The sequence below is a fragment of the Halomonas sp. DP3Y7-2 genome (assembly GCF_019800795.1).
GTDB lineage: Bacteria > Pseudomonadota > Gammaproteobacteria > Pseudomonadales > Halomonadaceae > Halomonas > Halomonas litopenaei_A.
This window is the reverse complement of the sequence record NZ_JAHVKJ010000007.1, coordinates 368,382-389,221: the sequence shown is the minus strand read 5'-3', so window position 1 is coordinate 389,221 and position 20,840 is coordinate 368,382. Positions and strand designations below refer to the sequence as shown.

17 protein-coding genes are annotated in these 20,840 nt (G+C 61.7%); 3 read left to right on the top strand and 14 right to left on the bottom strand.

Translation table 11 applies throughout. The features are described from left to right. Positions 1–85 precede the first annotated feature (85 nt). The 7 genes from dgcA to KUV45_RS08685 all read right to left on the bottom strand — a co-directional run bounded on the left by dgcA (position 86) and on the right by KUV45_RS08685 (position 8,972). Complete coding sequence (dgcA, locus tag KUV45_RS08715; protein ID WP_222162737.1) at positions 86–2,173, bottom strand: NADH:flavin oxidoreductase; 2,088 nt, start codon at positions 2,171–2,173, stop codon at positions 86–88. A 143-nt stretch (positions 2,174–2,316) separates the two neighbouring features. Then, positions 2,317–2,859, bottom strand: coding sequence for a 4-vinyl reductase (locus tag KUV45_RS08710; protein WP_222162736.1), 543 nt, complete (start codon positions 2,857–2,859; stop codon positions 2,317–2,319). Positions 2,860–2,968: 109 nt separating this feature from the next. Then, positions 2,969–3,982, bottom strand: coding sequence for a dipeptidase (locus KUV45_RS08705; protein WP_206941307.1), 1,014 nt, complete (start codon positions 3,980–3,982; stop codon positions 2,969–2,971). Positions 3,983–4,335: 353 nt separating this feature from the next. Further along, the gene (gene mtgA, locus KUV45_RS08700) at positions 4,336–5,034 is read right to left on the bottom strand and encodes a monofunctional biosynthetic peptidoglycan transglycosylase (RefSeq protein WP_222162735.1); all 699 of its coding nucleotides are present in this window, start codon (positions 5,032–5,034) and stop codon (positions 4,336–4,338) included. 224 nt (positions 5,035–5,258) lie between these two features. Then, a complete protein-coding gene (locus KUV45_RS08695; RefSeq protein WP_222162734.1) occupies positions 5,259–6,401 on the bottom strand; it encodes a GlxA family transcriptional regulator in 1,143 nt (380 codons plus the stop codon). Positions 6,402–6,857: 456 nt separating this feature from the next. Further along, on the bottom strand, positions 6,858–7,715 hold the full coding sequence (gene fghA / locus KUV45_RS08690; protein ID WP_222162733.1) for an S-formylglutathione hydrolase: 858 nt from the start codon (positions 7,713–7,715) through the stop codon (positions 6,858–6,860). A gap of 147 nt (positions 7,716–7,862) precedes the next feature. Next, complete coding sequence (locus tag KUV45_RS08685) at positions 7,863–8,972, bottom strand: S-(hydroxymethyl)glutathione dehydrogenase/class III alcohol dehydrogenase (RefSeq protein ID WP_222162732.1); 1,110 nt, start codon at positions 8,970–8,972, stop codon at positions 7,863–7,865. Positions 8,973–9,175: 203 nt separating this feature from the next. On the opposite strand from KUV45_RS08685, the gene KUV45_RS08680 reads away from it, so the two are divergent. After that, a complete protein-coding gene (locus tag KUV45_RS08680; RefSeq protein ID WP_206941312.1) occupies positions 9,176–10,105 on the top strand; it encodes a LysR family transcriptional regulator in 930 nt (309 codons plus the stop codon). Between the two features lie 75 nt (positions 10,106–10,180). Here the strand turns inward: KUV45_RS08680 and KUV45_RS08675 are convergent, their stop codons facing one another. From KUV45_RS08675 to KUV45_RS08650, 6 genes are all read right to left on the bottom strand, one after another. Then, on the bottom strand, positions 10,181–11,173 hold the full coding sequence (locus tag KUV45_RS08675) for a branched-chain amino acid ABC transporter permease (protein WP_222162731.1): 993 nt from the start codon (positions 11,171–11,173) through the stop codon (positions 10,181–10,183). A gap of 1 nt (position 11,174) precedes the next feature. After that, entirely contained in the window at positions 11,175–12,062 is an 888-nt protein-coding gene (locus KUV45_RS08670) for a branched-chain amino acid ABC transporter permease (RefSeq protein ID WP_206941315.1), read from the bottom strand. A gap of 94 nt (positions 12,063–12,156) precedes the next feature. Continuing rightward, on the bottom strand, positions 12,157–13,335 hold the full coding sequence (locus tag KUV45_RS08665; RefSeq protein WP_206941793.1) for an ABC transporter substrate-binding protein: 1,179 nt from the start codon (positions 13,333–13,335) through the stop codon (positions 12,157–12,159). 268 nt (positions 13,336–13,603) lie between these two features. Beyond that, positions 13,604–14,356 carry an ABC transporter ATP-binding protein gene (locus KUV45_RS08660; RefSeq protein WP_374107025.1) on the bottom strand — a complete coding sequence of 251 codons (753 nt, stop codon included), beginning with the start codon at positions 14,354–14,356 and terminating at the stop codon, positions 13,604–13,606. Next, entirely contained in the window at positions 14,353–15,129 is a 777-nt protein-coding gene (locus KUV45_RS08655; RefSeq protein WP_206941317.1) for an ABC transporter ATP-binding protein, read from the bottom strand. The genes KUV45_RS08660 and KUV45_RS08655 overlap by 4 nt, the downstream gene beginning before the upstream one ends. Before the next feature lie 319 nt (positions 15,130–15,448). Next, a complete protein-coding gene (locus KUV45_RS08650) occupies positions 15,449–16,828 on the bottom strand; it encodes an L-serine ammonia-lyase (protein ID WP_222162730.1) in 1,380 nt (459 codons plus the stop codon). A gap of 217 nt (positions 16,829–17,045) precedes the next feature. On the opposite strand from KUV45_RS08650, the gene KUV45_RS08645 reads away from it, so the two are divergent. Both KUV45_RS08645 and KUV45_RS08640 read left to right on the top strand, forming a co-directional pair. Further along, complete coding sequence (locus tag KUV45_RS08645; protein WP_206941321.1) at positions 17,046–17,957, top strand: LysR substrate-binding domain-containing protein; 912 nt, start codon at positions 17,046–17,048, stop codon at positions 17,955–17,957. A 117-nt stretch (positions 17,958–18,074) separates the two neighbouring features. Then, the gene (locus KUV45_RS08640) at positions 18,075–18,722 is read left to right on the top strand and encodes a hypothetical protein (RefSeq protein WP_206941322.1); all 648 of its coding nucleotides are present in this window, start codon (positions 18,075–18,077) and stop codon (positions 18,720–18,722) included. A 267-nt stretch (positions 18,723–18,989) separates the two neighbouring features. Here KUV45_RS08640 and rpoD read toward each other — a convergent pair whose 3' ends face one another. Beyond that, on the bottom strand, positions 18,990–20,831 hold the full coding sequence (gene rpoD, locus KUV45_RS08635) for an RNA polymerase sigma factor RpoD (RefSeq protein ID WP_206941323.1): 1,842 nt from the start codon (positions 20,829–20,831) through the stop codon (positions 18,990–18,992). Between the last annotated feature and the right edge of the window lie 9 nt (positions 20,832–20,840).

Below are 20,840 nucleotides of genomic sequence, written 5' to 3'. Positions count from 1 at the left end.
TGAGGAAAGGAAGCGCCAGAGAGGCAACGAAAGATCGACAGAGACAGGGGCGAGGACCCGCCGACGGCCTCTGCCGAGGTGCCGCCTACACGTCCTTGCACAGGCGGAGGGCATCATAGATGGCGGCATGCACGTTACGCGGGGCGACCCCATCCCCCAGCCGGAACAGCACGTATCCACCCTTGTGCTCATCGGCCTCCAACTCCGCCAGACACGGCTGGGGCTGGGCGGCATACAGCGCCTCCAGATCCACCTGTCCACGGTTCAAGGAAGCGGCCTTCATCGCCAGGTACAGGGTTTCGTCGGGGCGTACCCCGTTTTCCACCACGATCTGATCGACTACCCGCTCTTCCTGCACACCGCTGTACTCGTTCTCCAGCACCGCGATCAGGTTGCTGCCCTCTCGGTACACCTCATGGAGCATCATGTCCGACGTCATGATGACCTCCTTTTCATAGAGACTGCGGTAATAGGTAGGAAAGGTGGTTCCCCCAACGGCGGCCCCCGGCTTGATGTCATCGGTGACGATCTCGACCTTGGCGCCCTTGTCGGCCAGGAAGTCTGCCGCGGACACCCCGGCGAATTCGCAGATACTGTCGAACACCAGCACGTTCTTGCCCGGGGTCACCTTGCCAGACAGAACGTCCCAGGTGCTGACGATCAGGCTTTCCTCGGCATCCGCGGAAAATCCCCAGGCCGGATACTGGTCGAGGAACGGTCTTCCCCCGGTCGCCAGCACCACCAGGTCCGGGCGCAGATCCTCGATGGTGGCCACGTCGGCCCGGGTTCCCAGACGCAGGTCGACCTTGAGGCGTGCCAGCTCGAGCTGATACCAGCGAGTGATGCCAGCGATCTGATCCCGCGCAGGTGCCTTGGCCGCAAGGGTGATCTGGCCACCGAGGCTGTCGGAGGCTTCAAACAGGGTCACCTGATGGCCGCGCTCGGCCAGTACCCTGGCGGACTCCATGCCTCCGGGGCCTCCTCCCACCACGACCGCGCGCCGTGTCGGTCCCTCGCTCGGCGTGATGATGTGCGGCAATCCCATGTATTCCCGCGAGGTCGCGGCGTTCTGGATGCACAGCACATCGAGCCCCTGGTACTGACGATCGATGCAGTAGTTGGCCCCGACGCACTGGCGTATCTGGTCCACCGCTCCCATCTTGATCTTGGCGATCAGGTGGGGGTCGGCAATGTGTGCTCGGGTCATGCCCACCATGTCCACATACCCACCCTCGAGAATGCGATTGGCCTGGGTCGGGTCCTTGATGTTCTGGGCGTGTATGACGGGCACGCTTACCACTTCCTTGATGCCCGCCGCCAGGTGCAGGAACGGCTCCGGTGGATAGGACATGTTGGGGATGACGTTGGCCAAGGAGTTGTGGGTATCACAGCCAGACCCCACCACGCCAAAGAAGTCCACCTGGCCCGTGGCGTCATAGAAGGCGGCGATGGCCTTCATGTCATCGTGGGTAAGACCGTCGGGATGAAACTCGTCGCCGCAGATGCGCATGCCCACCACGAAGTCGTCGCCGACCTCGGCGCGCACGGCCTTCAGCACCTCGAGACCGAACCGCATGCGCCCTTCAAAGCTCCCCCCCCATTCGTCCTCACGCTTATTGACCCTGGGACTCCAGAACTGATCGATCAGGTGCTGGTGCACGGCGGACAGTTCGACACCATCGAGGCCGCCCTGCTTGGCGCGACGAGCCGCCTGAGCAAAGTCACCGATGATGCGCCAGATTTCCTCCTCCTCAATGGTCTTGCAGGTGGAGCGATGGACCGGTTCGCGGATACCCGAGGGGGACACCAAGGTGGACCAGTGATGGCCATCCCAGCGGGAGCGGCGCCCCATGTGCGTGATCTGGATCATGATCTTGCCGCCGTGGCGATGGACCGCCTCGGCCAGGTTCTGGAAGTGCGGAATGATCCGGTCGGTGGACAGGTTGACCGAGCTCCACCAGGCCTGTGGGCTATCGATCGAAACGACAGAAGATCCGCCGCAGATACACAGGCCGCAGCCCCCTTTCGCCTTCTCTTCGTAGTAGCGCACATAGCGCTCGGTGGTCATCCCACCCTCGGTCGCATATACCTCGGCGTGGGCGGTGCTGACCACCCGATTGCGAATGGTCTGGCGGCCGATGGTGATCGGCTGAAAGATCGCGTCGAAGGCCATGAGAAGGCTCCTCTGCCTGAACGAGGACGACAGGAGTGGCGTATCCGATGGACACCTTGCCTGTGCGTTCTGTGGGAGATGTGGCGTGATGCCCAATCAGCGGGATTCGCGGCGGGAGCGGGCCCGCCGTGCGCCCCGCTCGGTCAGTCTCGACGAGGCTCTGGCCTCACCTCGAAACGACCGACGTCGCAACCCGGTTCGGCGGCGCTCTGGGTCTGTTCGGCACGGGTGCGCAGGGGGGATCCCGACGCTGCCAGAATCTGGTCCATGGCGCCGGCAAACCAGCCGGTGAACATGTAGTCGACCCGAGTTCCGGTCTTGCCCAGCTGCAACACAAAGGCACTGTGCTCCAGTCGCACCGTGGCGCTGCCTTCGGTCAGCGCTATGGCTTCAGTGACAAAGCGTCCCCAGCCACGCTGGGACAGGCGGCTCATGTAATGCTGAAAGACCGCCTCACCGCTCAACCCATGCAGCTCGGCTTCCTTCTCGCACCAGTGCCAGGCGCTCTTGTAGCCGGCGTGGTACAGGATGTCGGCGTAGACCTCGACCCCAAGGGCCTGTTCCACCGCGATGTGGTTGTTGATAAAAAAGTGGCGCGGCACGTAGAGCATCGGCAGGGCGTCGGTGGTCCAGACCCCGGTATCGGCGTCTACCTCGATAGGCAGCTCGGGAGCGATGGTCGTCACGGTAAAGTCCTCGGCAGCGGTCAGTGGTGTGGTCTTGGAGCTGTCGTTGTGGTTTTCGTTGTGGTGTTAGTTGTCGTTGTCGTCCGCAGTGACGATGGGACGGGGAGGTCTACTCTCCCCAGACATCTGCCAGTACCCGCACCCAGTTCTCGCCCATGACCTTGCGCACCTGGGTCTCGCTCAACCCATGGCGCAGCAGCGCCTCGGTAAGGTTGCCGAACTCGCCGATGGTGCGAATCCCCTTGGGATTGATGATCTCGCCGAAGGAGGTCAGACGACGGGCGTACCCCTTGTCGTGGGTCAGCCACTCGAAGAAGGCCTGATCCTGCCCCTGGGTAAAGTCGGTGCCGATGCCGATGGCATCTTCACCCACGATGTTCATGACGTAGAGAATGGCTTCGACGTAGTCATCGACGGTGGCATTCACCCCCGCCCGCAGAAACGGCGTGAACATGGTGACACCGACAAAGCCGCCGTGATCGGCGATGAAACGCAGCTCTTCATCGGACTTGTTGCGCGGGTGCTCCTTGAGGCCCGACGGCAGACAGTGGGAATAACACACCGGCTTGTTCGAGGCTTCGATGACTTCACGGGAGGTGTTGGCCCCGACGTGGGACAGGTCGCACATGATCCCGACGCGATTCATCTCGGCGACGATTTCGTGCCCAAAGCCGGACAGTCCGCCGTCCCGCTCGTAGCAGCCGGTTCCGACCAGGTTCTGGGTGTTGTAGCAAAGCTGGACGATACCGACGCCGAGCTGCTTGAAGACCTCGACGTAGCCGATCTGGTCCTCGAAGGCGTGGGCATTCTGAAAACCGAAGATGATGCCCGTGCGGTCCTCCTGCTTGGCTTTGCGAATATCGGCGGTGGTACGTACCGGGCGCACCAGATCGCTGCATTGCTCCATCAAGGTCCGGGTCGCCACGATATTGTCCACGGTCGCCTGGAATCCTTCCCACACCGAGACCGTACAGTTGGCCGCCGTCAGGCCGCCTCGTCGCATGTCCTCGAGCAGCTCTCGCTGCCACTTGGCAATGATCAGGCCATCGATGACTGTGGCTTCGCGGTGCAGCGAACGAGCGTCGATGGAACGAGTGTCGGATTGCGTCAGGGGGGAGTTCATCACGATAGCCCTTGCCCGGTGGACGAATGGACCGGACTCGAGCCGGCGTCATGGAGGCAGGATAGCGCTGCCGGAAGCGGCCACGACGCCTGATTGCGACGGCAAGAATTCCAAAAGCGTCACGTCATTCCGATAACGACAACAGCCCCCGACGCATGGCGCCAGGGGCTGTGCAGGAAGGATTATCTGGCGGGTTCAGCATGGCGGTCGGAAAGGACGCAAGGAGAGGGATTGAGAAGAGGTCTTGAGGAGGAAGCTTGAGGAGAGCGCTGACGCCATTCGGCCAGGCACTCCGTGCTTCCCTCACGCCAGTGATTCCCTAGCGCCAGAGATTCCCTAACGCCAGTGATGCCCTAAAGCTTATCGAGATACCTGAGCCCCAGGTTATTCATCTGGCGCTGAATCCAGGCGGCACGATTGGCGGTACGAGGCCCGGGACGAGAGGCGCTGCGTTCGAGGGGATTAGGCAGCACAGCCGCCAGACGGGCAGCTTGCACCGCATTCAGTTGGTCGGCACCGACCCCAAAGTAGTGCTGGCTGGCGGCCTCCAGCCCGAACACGCCGCGATCGAACTCGACGATATTGAGGTAGACCTCAAGGATACGTTCCTTGGGCCACAACAGCTCCATCAGGGTGGCGAACCAGGCCTCAAACCCCTTGCGCACCCAGTCACGCCCCGTCCACAGGAACAGGTTCTTGGCGGTCTGTTGGGTAATGGTGCTGGCACCGCGCAGCGATCCCCCGTTTCTGGCGGATTCCACGGCACGTTTCAGCTCCACCAGGTCGAATCCGTTATGCTCGGGGAAACGCTGGTCCTCCGCCGCAATCACCGCCAGCTTGGCGTTGTTCGACAGTTCGTCCCAAGGCCGCCACTGCTGCTGAATGTCCAGCGGTTCCCCTGAAAACCAGGAAGACACCTCTCGCTCCAGCATGACCATGGAGCCAAAGACCGGCACCACACGAAAGAACAGCACCAGCACAACGGACCCCAGCACAAAGGCAAGAGTGGCGCGAAGCAGAAGTCGTAGGATGGGGCGCCACCGGATATGCATGCCTTGAGCTCTGTTGAAGGACGTGCCCGCAGTATATCAAGGCATTGGGCTAGCGCGACAAATGCGGCGCAGGCTGCGGCGACAGCCTGGCCAAGGGGAGCGACAGACCAGCGAGACGAGCCTAGATGACACCCCGCTGGCATGCATCAAGCGTTTTCGGACTCAGGCTCTCTCGTGTTCAGGCTCGCCTGGACTCACCTCTCTTGGTCTCACCTCTCTGGGCCTCAACCTATCTTGGACGTGACCCGGAAGCTGCCATAGGTTGGCTCTCCCCGGGCTTCTTCCAGCGCCGACAGGGCGCGGGATACCGGTTCCTGCACCGCTCCCGACACCAGCGGGGGTGCCAGGGTGCCCGCCACGACAGGAGAAAAAGCGCTCCATCCCAGGCGCTCTTCGCGGGGAGGCAGCCCGAAGCACTCGCGGTAGCACTTCGAAAAGTGGGGCGTCGAGACAAACCCGCAGGCGGCGGCGATATCGATGATCGACATTGAGGTCTGCTTGAGCAGTTGCCGAGCCCGGTTGAGGCGCAGCCGCATGTAATAGCGTGAGGGTGAGCAGTGCAGGTTACGCTGGAACAGGCGTTCGAGCTGGCGCCGGGACAGGCTGACATAGCAAGCCAGTTCGTCCAGGTCGATGGGTTCCTCCAGGTTGTTTTCCATCAGGGCCACGATTTCCTGGAGCCTTGGCTGGGCGGTCCCCAGCATATGCTTGAGAGGCACCCGCTGCTGGTCCTGCTCACCACGCACCCGGTCGCACACAAACATGTCGGAAATCCCGGCCGCCAGCTCGCGCCCGTGGTCCCTCCCGATCAGCGTCAGCATCATGTCCAGCGGCGCGGTCCCGCCGGAGGCGGTACAGCGATCCCGGTCCATGGAAAACAGCTTGGACGTCAGGCCGATACAGGGGTACGCCTCTTGCAGGGCCGCCTGACATTCCCAGTGGGTGCTGACCTCATAGCCGTCAAGCAGCCCGGCACGTGCCAGCGCCCAGGCACCGGTACAGATGGAACCAAAACGCTTGAGATGTCGCGCCTGGGACTTCAACCAGCTGACATGGCCCTGGTGCACGTGACGGGTGGGTGCCACCCCACCGCACACCACGACCATATCCAACGACAGGGGGACGCTGAGCGACGAATCCGGGGTGACGGTCAGCCCGTCGCTGGCTTCCAGCGGCGCACCGTCGAGACTCAGTGTGAACCAGCGATAAAGCTCCTGGCCGGACAGCTGATTGGCCATGCGCAATGGCTCGATCGCCGACGCCAGCGAGATCAGGGTGAAGTGTTCCAGCAACAGGAAGCCGATGGTCTGGGGTCCTTCGTGGCCCCCCTGGGATACAGCCCGTCCGGGCTTGTTGGGCAAGCTCATGGTCACCTCCTCGACACGGTCGGTCTGCCCCTCGTCTGATCTGCTCCGCAGAAAGAGGCACCGCCGCGATCCATTATTGTTATGGCGGCATCATCTAGATGTCAGCACCGGCACTGAGCCTCGACATCGAACCCGGTTTTACATGACTTTAGGTCGTACCGACGTGTCATGACATCACAATAATCGCTATCGACATGCCCTTGACCAGTCGTCTGCGACAATGATGTCGCGAATAGCTACGTCAATGTCGCCATGGCGCCTAAAAGCGACGATCTCTTCGTCGCATGACGATTTTCGCGACATGCCTGGTTCCCAACGCGACCCCCTCGACCAATGGCGACTTTGCAAGGGGCGTCAATTGCGCCTGGCCATTCTTCGGCCAGATACAACGCGGCCCTCGTCACAGGACGAGGGCCGCGTTGTCCGCGCTCTTTCGCGTGCAGCTTGTCGCTGCTGTCAGCGCTTGGCGTAGAGCTTCTCCGCGTGGTAGCGCAGGTGGTCTTCGATGAAGGTCGCGATGAAGAAGTAGCTGTGATCGTAGCCGGGCTGACGACGCAGGGTCAGCGGATGATCGCGCTCAGCGCAGACGGCCTCCAGACGCTCCGGGCACAGCTGCTCGTCCAGGAAGTCATCGGCATCCCCCTGATCGATGAACAGGGGCTGGCGGGACGCCCCGCGCGCTACCAGTTCACAAGCGTCGTACTGGGTCCACTTGCTGGTGTCCTCCCCCAGGTAAGCCGTAAAGGCCTTGCGGCCCCAGGGGCACTGGGTCGGATTGACGATAGGCGAGAACGCCGAGACCGAGCGATAGTGGCCAGGCTTGCGTAGCGCCAGAATCAAGGCCCCATGACCGCCCATGGAGTGGCCGCTGATGGACTCACGCCCATTCAATGGGAAGTGCTGGCGTACCACCGACGGCAGCTCCTCGGTCACATAGTCGTACATCCGATAGTGAGCCTTCCAGGGCTCCTGAGTCGCATTGACGTAGAAGCCGGCACCGGAACCCAGGTCATAGCTGTCGTGCTCGCCAGGCAGGTCCGTCCCTCTCGGGCTGGTGTCCGGGCACAGGATGGCGATACCCAGTTCGGCGGCCAGACGATGCGCACCCGCCTTCTGCATGAAGTTCTCGTCGGTGCAGGTCAGCCCGGACAGCCACCACAGCAGCGGAACCTTCTCGGTCTCGGCCTGGGGTGGCAGGTAGATGGCGAAGGTCATCTCGCAGTCCAGCGCCCGCGAGTGATGACGATAGCGCTTGTGCCAACCGCCGAAGCTGCGGTTGGCGCTGACCAGTTCCAGATGCTCGCTCATGGACATGGCGAATCTCCTTCGACAATGATGCCCCGCCAGGCGGGGCCGTGAATCGACAAGGGCTCGCGCGAACCACAGCATCGCCATGGTGGCTCGAGCGCCTGTGGCAAAGCGCCGCTAGCCCGGCGTCGACCGAGCCAGCAGGCGTGGGCGTCAGTAATGCAGCACGGTACGGATACTCTCGCCCGCATGCAGCAGGTCGAAGGCCTCGTTGATCTTGTCGAAGGCCATGTTATGGGTGATGAAGTCGTCGATGTTGAGCTCGCCGTTCATGTACTGCTCGACGTAGCCAGGCAGCTGGCTGCGCCCCTTGACCCCGCCGAAGGCCGAGCCTTTCCAGACACGACCGGTGACCAGCTGGAACGGACGGGTGGAAATTTCCTGACCGGCTCCGGCCACACCAATGATGATCGACTCGCCCCACCCCTTGTGGCAGCACTCAAGCGCGGAGCGCATGACATTGACGTTGCCGATACATTCGAAGGAGTAGTCGACGCCGCCATCGGTCAAGTCAACGATGACCTGCTGGATGGAGTCGCTGTAGTCCTTGGGATTGACGAAGTCGGTCGCCCCAAACTGCTTGGCCAGCTCGAACTTCTCGGGGTTCACATCGATGGCGATGATACGGCCGGCCTTGGCCATCACCGCGCCCTGGATGACGGCCAGGCCGATGGCGCCCAGACCGAACACGGCAACGGTCGCGCCCGGCTCCACCTTGGCGGTGTTCAGCACCGCACCAATGCCGGTGGTCACGCCGCAACCCAGCAGACAGATCTTGTCCAGCGGTGCCTCCTGGGAGACCTTGGCCAGGGACACTTCAGGCACCACCGTGTATTCGCTGAAGGTCGACGTGCCCATGTAGTGGTAGAGCGGCTTGCCCTCGAAGGAGAAGCGGGTAGTGCCGTCAGGCATCAGGCCCTGGCCCTGTGTGGCACGCACGGAGCTACACAGGTTGGTCTTGCCAGAGCGACAGAACTTGCACTCGCCACACTCAGCGGTGTACAGCGGAATCACGTGATCACCCGGCTTCAGGCTGGTCACGCCCTCGCCCACCTCTTCGACAATACCGGCGCCTTCATGGCCCAGTACCGAGGGGAAGATGCCTTCAGGATCCGCCCCGGACAGGGTGAACGAATCGGTGTGGCAGACACTGGTGGCAACGATACGAACCAGCACTTCCCCCGCCTTGGGACCTTCCACGTCGATCTCTGTCAGGGTTAGCGGCTTGCCGGATTCCAAAGCAATGGCGGCACGTGATTTCATGGCAACATCCTCGAATAACGTCGATTAACGCAATAGGGCGCGTGTCCCCGAGCAGCGATGGTGGCACCAAGTGGCAGTGCCGACACGATATGGCCGGCCGCCACCGCTGACGGTAGTGGCATCAGTCTAGACCTCGCCACGGGCTGGGATAAAGCACGCAGACGACATAACATTGTTGCCATATAGCAATAATGGAGACGACCATGCACCCATGGGCCGGTATCGAAGCGTTCATTGAAGTCGTGCGGCTCTCGTCGTTCGCTGCCGCGGCAAGGCGCCTGGGCGTGTCCAGCTCCCACATCAGCCGCCAGGTCGCAGCGCTCGAAAGTCGCCTCGACACTCCCCTGCTCTACCGCACCACGCGTCAGATCAGCCTGACCGAGGCCGGGCGTCTCTACTACCAGCAATGCGAGGCGCTGGTAGACGGTTTTCGCGAGGCCGATGCGGTCGTAAAAGACTTTGAGGCCCAGCCCCGGGGGGAACTCGCCCTGACCTGCGCAACCACCTTTGGCGAGCGCTACGTGGCGCCGTTGATCAATGACCTGTTGATACAGTATCCGCAGCTGGGGGTACGCCTGCACTTTACCAACCGACAGGTAGACCTGATCGAGGAAGGCTTCGACATCGGCATACGCATGGGCACCCTGGAAGACAGCACCATGCTGGCGCGCCGACTGGCTGACCGACGCGAATACGTGGTCGGCTCTCCGGCCTACTTCCAGCGCTTTCCCCAGCCCCATGCCCTATCGGAATTGAAGCACCACCGCTGCCTGCATGGCTCACGTGATCGCTGGCGTTTCGCCGTCGACGGCATACCCCGGGAAGTGTCCATCAAGGGGCCGTGGCAGGGCAATTCAGGTCCGGCCCTGCTGGACGCCGTGCTCAAGGGCGTCGGCCTGGGACAATTGCCGGATTATTACGTCGAGCACCATCTGGCCAAGGGTGAGCTGGTCTCGGTGCTCGACACCTACCGACACAGTGATACCGGCGTCTGGGCCGTCACCCCACACCATCGCCAGCGCTCGCCCAAGGTGCGCGTCGTCATCGACTACCTGGCAGAACACCTGGCCAACCAGCTGCCACCCCGCTATCACAACCGCCGGGAAGTGGACGAGCCAAAGACACAAATCTAAAGTTACCCGCACAATGAAGAAGCCCGGTACTTTTACCGGGCTTCTTTAATGCCAATCATCAATACCAAAGTGCAGCTACTTGAAGTTCTTGCGCACCATACGCTGAATCTCACCTACGATTCCGCTTCTAAAACTCAGCACGCACAGTACGAAGATGGCACCCAGGATGACGCTGACCCAGTTCCCCAGCGGTGACTGCGCCAGCTGAGTCTGTAGGCTGACCACCAGGCCAGCGCCCACCAGCGGGCCAAACAACGTCCCGACACCGCCGACCAGGGTCATCAGAATCACCTCCCCCGACATGTGCCAATGGGCGTCGGTCAGCGATGCCAGCTGAAACACCACTGTCTTGGTCGCGCCAGCAAGCCCGGCAAGTCCTGCCGACAGCACGAAGGCCACCAGCTTGTAGGCGTCCACGTTGTAGCCCAGGGACACCGCCCGCGGTTCGTTCTCGCGAATGGCCTTGAGCACCTGCCCGAAGGGTGAATGCACCGTTCGCTGAATGATGGCGAAGCCGATCACAAAGATTGCCAGCACCACGTAGTACATCGCCAGGTTGTTCGACAGGTCGATCAGTCCGAACAGCTTACCCCGGGGCACACCGTGAAGGCCGTCCTCGCCGCCGGTAAATGGCGCCTGAATGTAGAAAAAGAACATCATCTGCGCCAGCGCCAGCGTCACCATGGCGAAATAGATCCCCTGGCGGCGAATCGCCAAGGCACCAAACAGGGTGCCGAGAATCACCGCAGCGACAGTGCCAACAATGATGCCGAGCTCCGGCGTCAGGCCCGGATAGCTCGACAGCAGGAAGCCCGTCACGTAGCCCCCTGTAGCGAGAAAGGCGGCATGACCGAAGGACAGCAGCCCCGCGAAGCCAAGCAGCAGATTGAAGGCACAGGCGAACAGTGCGAAGCACAGGACCTTCATCAGGAACACCGGATAGGCGAACAGGGGAGCCACCAGCGCCAGTGTCAGCAGCGCCACCAGCAGCACGCCCCTGCGGCGGCGGGCGGCGCGCGCCCGGGCCTTCCCCACCACCGGGGAAGCCGTTGTCGTCGTTGTGGTCATGTCACGCCTCCTTACCAAACAGGCCAGCAGGCCTGAGCATCAACACCATGATCATCACCAGGAAGATCACGGTATTGGCCGCTTCCGGGTAATACACCTTGGTCAGTCCCTCGATCAGCCCCATGGCGAGACCGGTGAGGATAGCCCCGAGGATGGAGCCCATGCCGCCGATCACCACCACCGCAAAGACCACGATCAGAAGACTCGATCCCATGGTCGGCGACACCGGGTACAGCGGCGCCGCGAGCACGCCGGCAAAGGCCGCCAGCGCAACGCCAAATCCGTAGGTCAGGGTGACCAGCAGCGGCACATTGACGCCGAACGCCTGCATCAGCGCCGGGTTTTCCGTGCCCGCACGCAGGTACGCCCCCAGCCGAGTGCGTTCGATGATGAACCAGGTTCCCAGGCATACCACCAGTGCCGCCACCAGCACCCAGCCACGATAGGTGGGCAGGAACATGAATGGCAGCTTGATGCCACCCGCAAGGGCCTCGGGAACCGGATAGCTGGCCCCAGAAACGCCGAACAGGTTGATCAGGCTACCCTCGAAGATCAGCGCCAGACCGAAGGTCAGCAACAGTCCATACAGATGATCGAGGTGAGCGATGCGCCGCAGCACGAGTCGTTCCAGCAGAGCGCCGAAGGCACCGACGACCAGTGGTACCAGCAGCAGCGCCAACCAGTAATTGATGCCCAGATACTGGGCTCCCAGTAGAGCGGCGAAGGCCCCCAGCATGTACTGGGCCCCGTGAGCAAAGTTGACGATTTTCAGAAGGCCGAAGATCACCGCCAAACCAAGGCTCAAAAGTGCGTAGAAGGCGCCGTTGATCAGCCCCAGCATCAGCTGGCCCATGAATACCGCCAACGGTACGCCAAAGATCATGGTCATGAGGACATCCCTCGAGAAGGGGCGGTAGCGAGACCGCCCCGGAATGATTCAGCGCTTCCTGGAAACACCGTGGCATCGTGCCAACTGACACGGTTTAGTTGCTGACCAGCTTGCAGGAGCTTTCCGACAAGGGGCGATAGGCGTCTTCGGCAGGGATGGTTGCCTTGATCTCGTAGAGATCCCACTCACTCTCGGAATCGGCAGGCGCCTTGACCTCAGCCAGATACATGTCATGGACCATGCGTCCGTCTTCGCGAATGCGTCCATTGCGGGCAAAGAAGTCATTGATGGGTGTCTCACCCAGCTTGGCGCGCACCGTGGCAGGATCATCGGTACCCGCCGCCTCGACCGCCTCGAGATACTGTGTGGTGCTGGAATAGATGCCCGCCTGAACCATGGTTGGCATCTTGCCGACCCGCTCGAAGTAACGCTCAGCCCATTCGCGGGAGGCGTCGTCCATATCCCAGTACCAGCCGGTCGTCAGCAGCAGTCCCTGGGTGGTTTCCAGACCCATGGCATGTACGTCATTGAGGAAGATCAATAGGCCCGCCAGCTGTTGCCCGGTCTGCGTCAGGCCAAACTGGCTGGCCGTCTTGATCGCGTTGACGGTATCGGAACCGGCATTGGCCAGGCCGACAATCTTGGCCCCAGAGCCCTGGGCCTGAAGGATGTAGGAGGAGAAGTCGCTGGTCGGGAAGGGGTGACGAACGCGATCAACGATGGTGCCACCATTGTCCGTGACGACCTTCTCGACATCGCTTTCCAGCGCATGACCGAAGGCGTAGTCCGCCGTCAGCATGAACCAGCTGTCACCGCCCTGCTCTACCACCGCCTTGGCCGTTCCGTTGGCCAGGGGATAGGTATCGTACACATAGTGAATATGGTTGGGAGTGCAGTGCTCGTTGGTGATGCTGGAAGCCGCAGAGCCTGAAATGATCGCCAGTCCGCCGGCTTCTTCCAGCACCTTGGTCACGGCGATAGAAACCGATGAGGCCACCATGCCGGCGACCAGGTCCACGTTTTCCTGATCGACCCAGCCACGCACGGTGTTGGCGCCCACATCGGCGCTGTTGCGGTCATCGGCATTGAAGATCTCGATAGGTGCATCACCGACGCTTCCACCGAAATCTTCCACCGCCATCTTCATGGCTTCAAGACCACCCGGGCCAGCCAGGTCGCGATAGGTGCCTGACATGTCCGCGAGATAGCCGATACGGATCTCGCCATCGCTGATTCCGTCCTGGGCCAGCGAGGGTGCGGCCATTCCCAGCATACCGGCGACCAGCAAGGTGTTGGCGGCAACGGCGCGAGCCAGCGGCAAACGGCGGAAAGAACGGGTCTGTGACATCATGGAAGGCTCCTGGGCCCATGGCCCTTGTTGTTGTTGAATATGTCGTTGTTGGATATGTTGCTGAACGTGTTGTAGAGCAGGTGCTGCGGCGTCGGTACTGACCGTCCACACAGCGCCGTCCGCGCTGGCGGCAACGGCCAGTGGGAACGGCTTCGCGAAGGAATGGGTGACGCGCCTGGCGAATAGCACGCTAGACCCCCAGCAGTGCATTGAGGTCGTCGCGCCGGGCGTCGAGATCGGCGGCTTCGATGGTATCGATGATGCGGCCGTGCTCCATGACGAAGTGGCGATCGGCTAGGGGGGCCGCGAAGCGGAAGTTCTGCTCCACCAGCACGATGGTCATCCCGCGGGATTTCAACGTCACCAGCACCTCGGCAAGCGCCTGATTGATGACAGGAGCCAGCCCCTCGGTAATTTCATCGAGCAACAGAATGTCGGCACCGGTGCGCAGGATGCGCGCCATGGCCAGCATCTGCTGCTCGCCACCGGACAGGCGGGTCCCCTGACTGCGCCGGCGCTCGTAGAGATTCGGAAACATCCCGTAGATATCGTCAAGGCTCATGCCACCGGAGCGTACCGTAGGCGGAAGCAGCAGGTTCTCCTCGACGTCCAGGCTGGCAAAGATACCCCGCTCTTCGGGGCAGTACCCCACGCCAAGGCGCGGTATGTGGTGGGGCTTCATGCCCAGCGTTTCCTGACCATTGATGACAATGGAACCGCTGCGCGAGCCGACCATGTTCATGATCGTCTTCAGCGTGGTACTGCGGCCTGCGCCATTGCGTCCCAGCAGCGTCACCAGTTCACCCCGCTTCACCCGCAGGTCCACGCCGTGCAGGATATGTGATTCACCGTAGAAGGCGTTGACGCCCGCCAGGCAGATCGCTTCATCGCTGCTGGTGCTGATCCCATGGGGGGAGCGGGTAGCGTTCATCACAGAGGTCATGTGGTGGCCTCCTCGGCAACGCTGGCTTCGCTGCCCATGTAGGCCTCGCGCACTGCTGGGTCCGCCGAGACGCTGGCATAGTCACCCTCGGCCAGCACAGCGCCCCTGGCCAATACCGTGATGCGATCGCATAACCGGCTGACAACACTCAGGTTATGCTCCACCATCAGCACCGTTCTGCCCGCCGAGACCCGGCGAATCAGCGCGACGATGCGATCCACATCCTCCGCCCCCATGCCTTGGGTGGGCTCATCCAGCAGCATGACAGTGGGCTCAAGGGCCAGGGTGGTGGCGACCTCCAGCGCTCGCTTGCGGCCGTAGGGCAGTTCCACCGTCAACACATCTGCGACGTCCGCCAGACCGACCTCCTCCAGCAGCTCCATGGCGCGCTGATTCAGCGGCTCCAGCGAACGCTCCGACTTCCAGAAATGAAAAGAGGTACCGAGCTTACGCTGCAAGGCGACTCGCACGTTCTCCAGCGCCGTCATATGACCAAACACGGCAGAAATCTGAAAGGAACGCACCAGCCCCAAGCGTGCGATTTCATTGGCACGCATGCGGGTGATGGGCTTGCCGCGGTAGAGGATATCGCCCCTGGTAGGCGGCAGAAATTTCGTCAACAGGTTAAAGACCGTGGTCTTGCCCGCTCCATTGGGGCCGATCAGAGCATGGATATGCCCCTCCGTGATCTTCAGATCCACGCCGTCCACGGCGGTAAAGCCTCGAAACGACTTGGTCAGGCCACGGGTCTCTAGCACGTACTGCTGGCTCATGTGGCGTCCTCGCCGGGACCGTAGCCCCTGTCTTGAGGTTGTTGTGGTTGTTCGACTCAGTACTGGAGACGCTTAACTTTACGTTTACGTAAGCTAGAAGAGACGTGCGTCCGACGCAATTCACCATGCGTTGAACTCGACCAAAGATGTATCCCACCGAATTTCAATAGGTTGCTTACTTAAAGCCCACAAGGTTTCCGCCCTGGCCCTCTGCGGCAGGACACAAAGCTTCGGTACGTCGCTGACACTAGGGCAAAAAAGCGCGGCCCGGGGAGACGATCCCCGGGCCGCTGCTGGCATACGAATGGTCAGGTGGACGTCAGCACTCGATGACGTTGACGGCCAATCCTCCCTTGGAGGTTTCCTTGTATTTCTCCTGCATGTCGGCGCCGGTATCACGCATCGTGCGAATCGCCTTGTCCAGAGACACGAAATGTTCGCCATCCCCACGGCATGCCATCAAGGCGGCATTGATGGCCTTCACCGCCGCAATCGCATTGCGTTCGATACACGGCACCTGAACCAGCCCGCCTACGGGGTCACAGGTCAGCCCCAGGTTATGCTCAAGGCCAATTTCAGCGGCGTTCTCGACCTGAGGAACGTTGGCCCCCATCACCTCGGCCAGACCGGCAGCCGCCATCGCGCAGGCAGACCCCACCTCCCCCTGGCAGCCCACTTCGGCCCCGGAAATGGAGGCATTCTTCTTGCACAGGATGCCAACGGCACCCGCCGTCAGCAGAAAATTGACGACGTCCTTCTCCGATGCGCCAGGCTGAAACTTCATGTAGTAGTGCAACACGGCAGGGATGATGCCAGCAGCGCCATTGGTAGGCGCGGTCACCATGCGCCCGCCGGCGGCATTTTCCTCGTTGACGGCCAACGCATACACATTGACCCAGTCCATCGCGGAAAAGGTCGAGGCGATCAGACCCACATCGTCAGACATGGCTTCCAGGCGACGATACAGCGAGGCGGCGCGGCGCTTGACGTTCAGCCCGCCAGGCAGCACGCCCTCTGCCTGGATGCCCTGGTTCACGCAGGCCTGCATCGCCTGCCAGATGTCCCACAGGCCCGCGCGCACCTCAGCCTCGCTGCGCCAGGCCTTTTCGTTCTCCAGCATCAGTTCACTGATGCTCAGACCATGCAGACGGCACAACGCCATCAACTCAGCGCCGCTGTTGAAGTCATAGGGCAGCGCCGTGTTATCGGCGTCCAGCGCGCCATCTTGTGCCTGGGCCTCGTCCACCACAAAACCCCCGCCGACCGAATAGTAGGTCTCGCGCCGGATGTCACCTGCGTGCCCCTTGGCGACCAGGGTCATGGCGTTGGGGTGATAGGGAAGACTCTCCTCATGCCAGACAAGATCACGAGCCCACAAGAAGGGCACGGCGACCTGCCCTCCCAGCATCAGGGTCTGGCTCTCCAGTAGCTCCTCGATGCATGGCCCGATCACCGCGGGATCAATGCGGTCAGGGCGCTCCCCCATCAGCCCCATGACACAGGCACGATCCGTGGCATGCCCCTTGCCCGTGGCAGAAAGTGACCCATAAAGGTGAATCTCGACCGCTGCGACCCGCTCCAGAGCGTCATCGCGTCGTAGCGCCTCGACGAAATCATGGGCTGCCTTCATCGGGCCAACGGTATGCGAGCTCGATGGGCCGATGCCAATCTTGAAAAGGTCGAAAACGCTGATGGCCATGAGGTGCCTCTTGAAAGTAGATTCGCGTCTTGAAGGGATGCTGGTAGACGACGATAGAACACTGCGCTGTCAGACGTTCCGATCAGTCTCGCTAAAGCGACAGGATGTCGTCGCATGCCATTATGGGTATGCTGGCTGCCAAAAAGCCCTGGGACAAGGCAGAATATCTTGTCTTCAATATAGCTCAGCTAAATCATAAGCCCACAAGAGCGCATCCATGAGCCGACTTCTCAATGCCCAGACCCATGCCTGGCTCAAAGGCTTTGCGGTCAGTGCAAGACACCTCTCGTTTACCCGCGCAGCAGAAGAGCTGCATGTCACCACCGGGGCGGTCAGCCAGCAGATCAAGCAACTGGAGGACAGGCTGGGATTCAAGCTGTTCCGGAGGTTGCCACGCCGGCTGGAGCTGACTGAGGAAGGCAAACGCCTGGCTGCCGTGGTCGATGACGCCTATCAGGCGGTCGGGCTCGAAGTCAGCCGGCTGCGCAGCGGTGTCATGAGCGGCGTGATCCGACTACGCTCGATCCCCTCGTTCCTGAACAAGTGGCTGATGCCGAGACTGCCGCGACTGCAGGCACGATTTCCGGATATCGAGCTGCACATCAGCTCGGAAGACAGCAACATTTCCCTGCGCGACGGGGATTTCGACCTGGCCCTGGACCTCAACGACGGCCACTATCCGGGACTATCGATCACCCCCTTGATGGAGGAGCGAATCTTTCCGGTATGCTCGCCCAGCCTGCTCAAGGGGCGCCCTGCCCTGCGTCGTCCAGAGGATCTGTCCTGGTATCCGTTGCTGCACGACATCACCGCCTGGCGCGGCAGCCAGGAGTACGGTGAATGGCGCCACTACCTGTCTGCCATCGGTGCGCCCTCGATCAATCTTGAAAGAGGCTATACCTTCAACCGAAATCACCTCACCATGGAGGCGGCTATCGCCGGCATGGGCGTCGCCATTGCCAGGGAAACCCTGATGACCAGCGAGCTCAAGAGTGGTGCCTTGATCGCTCCCTTCAAGTCACGGGTCGATACCGGCAAGCACTACGGCATTGTCCACGCACCGGGGGCGACCGATGATCGCCGGATCAAGGCCGTGCACGACTGGCTGGTGGAGGAAGCGCGGCGATAACGTGCAACGAGCGACAGCGCAAACGAGTCAAGAATACCTCGGGGAATTTCACACACACATGCAAAGCTGTAGGTATAATCCCCGCCTGATACACGCCTTACCTGGAGATTGAGAGGGATGCTAGATACCCCCCCATCCGCCGCGCCCACGATCAGTTTCCGCGCGACCTGCGCCAGAGCCCTGCTCTACCTCCTGGTCATCGGCGCCATGATGCAGGGCGTGCTGTGGGAAACCGGCCTGCCGGAAGAGATTCGTTTCAGCGAGACGGGCTTTACGGAAAGCATGCAGACGCTTTGGCTGACGATCAGCTGTCTACTGCTGGTGTATGCCCGGCAAGTGCTGGGCGGGCTACCGCGGGTGACGCTACTGATGTTTGGCCTGCTGGCCGCCGCCCTGATTCGTGAGCAGGATGCCTTTCTCGACGCCTATGTGTTCGACGGCGCCTGGCAGACGCTGGTAACGCTGCTGCTGCTGCCGATCCTGTATATCGTCCTGCGCGAGCGCCACGCCTTCGTGCGCGAATTCGAGGGCTACGTCGAGAGTTTTTCCTTTGGCCTGTTCGCCGCAGGCTTTCTCGGCACCTTTGCCTTCTCGCGGCTCTACGGTCGCAGCGAGATGTGGGAGTCGCTGCTGGCGGAGCGCTATATCCGGGTGTTCAAGGACGCCGCGGAGGAAGTGACCGAGCTCTTCGGCTATACCCTGCTGCTGTTCGCCATGATCGAGCTGGTGCTGTGGATTCGGCGTCGCCAGGCCAAGCAGGCCTGAGCCGCCGCGAGTCCCTACCCCGCACTACAGCCGCTACAGCCCCAGACGTCATGACAACGCCCGCTCATCGCGGGCGTTGTCATGTTGGTGGTACCCACATGAAGAGCGAGGGCAGGCGCCAACATCCGCATGGCGCGACAACCCCAGCAGATTGGCGAAGGGACACATAACCAAAACGCCCGCGGCATGTGCCGCGGGCGTCTTGTATGACGGCTGTCTGACCAAGGGCGTCGTCAACGCCCTCGGCCGACAAGGCGTGCGCTGAGCTTACTCGTCGAGGAAGGAGCGCAGCGGCTCCGAACGCGTCGGGTGGCGCAGCTTGCGCAGTGCCTTGGCCTCAATCTGACGGATCCGCTCACGGGTGACATCAAACTGCTTGCCCACTTCCTCGAGGGTATGGTCAGTGTTCATGTCGATCCCGAAGCGCATGCGCAGCACCTTGGCTTCGCGAGCCGTCAGGCCGCCCAGCACGTTGCGCGTGGCTTCCACGAGCCCTTCCCCGGTGGCCGAGTCGATCGGCAGCACCATGGTGGAGTCCTCGATGAAGTCGCCCAGATGCGAGTCGTCATCATCGCCGATGGGCGTCTCCATGGAGATCGGCTCCTTGGCGATCTTGAGCACCTTGCGGACCTTGTCCTCCGGCATCTCGAGACGTTCGCCCAGCTCTTCCGGGGTCGGCTCACGCCCCATTTCCTGCAGCATCTGACGCGATACGCGGTTGAGCTTGTTGATGGTCTCGATCATGTGCACCGGGATGCGGATGGTGCGTGCCTGGTCCGCAATCGAGCGCGTGATCGCCTGACGAATCCACCAGGTCGCATAGGTCGAGAACTTGTAACCGCGACGGTACTCGAACTTGTCCACCGCCTTCATCAGGCCGATGTTGCCTTCCTGAATCAGGTCCAGGAACTGCAGGCCACGGTTGGTGTACTTCTTGGCGATCGAGATGACCAGGCGCAGGTTGGCCTCGACCATTTCCTTCTTGGCACGGCGCGCCTTGGCTTCACCGATGGACAGGCGACGATTGACTTCCTTCACCTCGCTCACCGGCAGCTGGATCATCTCTTCCTCGAAGGCGATCTTGCGCTGAGCGCGCTGCACGTCGGCCTTCAGCGGCTCGAGGCGGTCGGCATAGCGAGCGTTCTCGGCCATGAAGTCGTCCAGCCAGTCCAGGCGCGACTCATTGCTGGGAAATGCCTTGATGAAGGCCTTGCGCGGCACCTTGGCCTGCTTGACCAGGAGCTGCATCACGGTCTTTTCCTGAGCCCGCACCTGCTCGACGCTGATGCGAACCTGCCCCACCAGACGCTCAAAGTGCTTCGGCACCAGCTTGATCGGCGAGAACAGCTCGGCCAGACGCGCCAGCTCTTCCTTCGCCTCGGGTGACTGGCGCCCACCGCGTTCGATAGCGGCATTGGCAATGCCGCTCTGCTCGCGGATCTGCTCGAAACGGGCACGCGCTTCCTCGGGATCCGGACCGCCGCCAGAGTCGTCCTCTTCGCCCGCGTCCTCGTCGTCATCCTCGTCGGAGCTGCTTTCCTGCTCCTCCACTTCCGGGACTTCCGCCTCGGCAACGCCGGGGATTCCCTCATCAGGGTCGATGAAGCCGGAAAACAGGTCTGACAGGCGTCCAGGAGCCTCTTCGTCCTGAGTGGCGTCGTAGGCGTCAAGAATGGACTCGACCGCGCCCGGCACGTAGGCCAGCGCCGACATCACCTCGCGAGTCCCTTCTTCGATGCGCTTGGCGATCTCGATCTCGCCTTCGCGGGTCAGCAGCTCGACCGTCCCCATCTCGCGCATGTACATGCGCACCGGGTCGGTGGTCCGACCGACGTCGCTTTCCACCGCTGCCAGCGCCGCTACCGCCTCTTCGGCAGCGGACTCATCGGTTGAGTGATCCGACATCATCAGGGTATCTTCGTCGGGAGCTTCCTCGACGACGTTAATACCCATGTCATTGATCATGCCGATGATATCTTCCACCTGGTCGGGGTCGGCGATATCTTCGGGAAGGTGGTCGTTGACCTCGGCATAGGTCAGGAAGCCCTGCTCCTTGCCGCGCGCGATCAACTCCTTCAGACGTGACTGCTGCTGCGCATTTCCAGCCATAGAAACCCT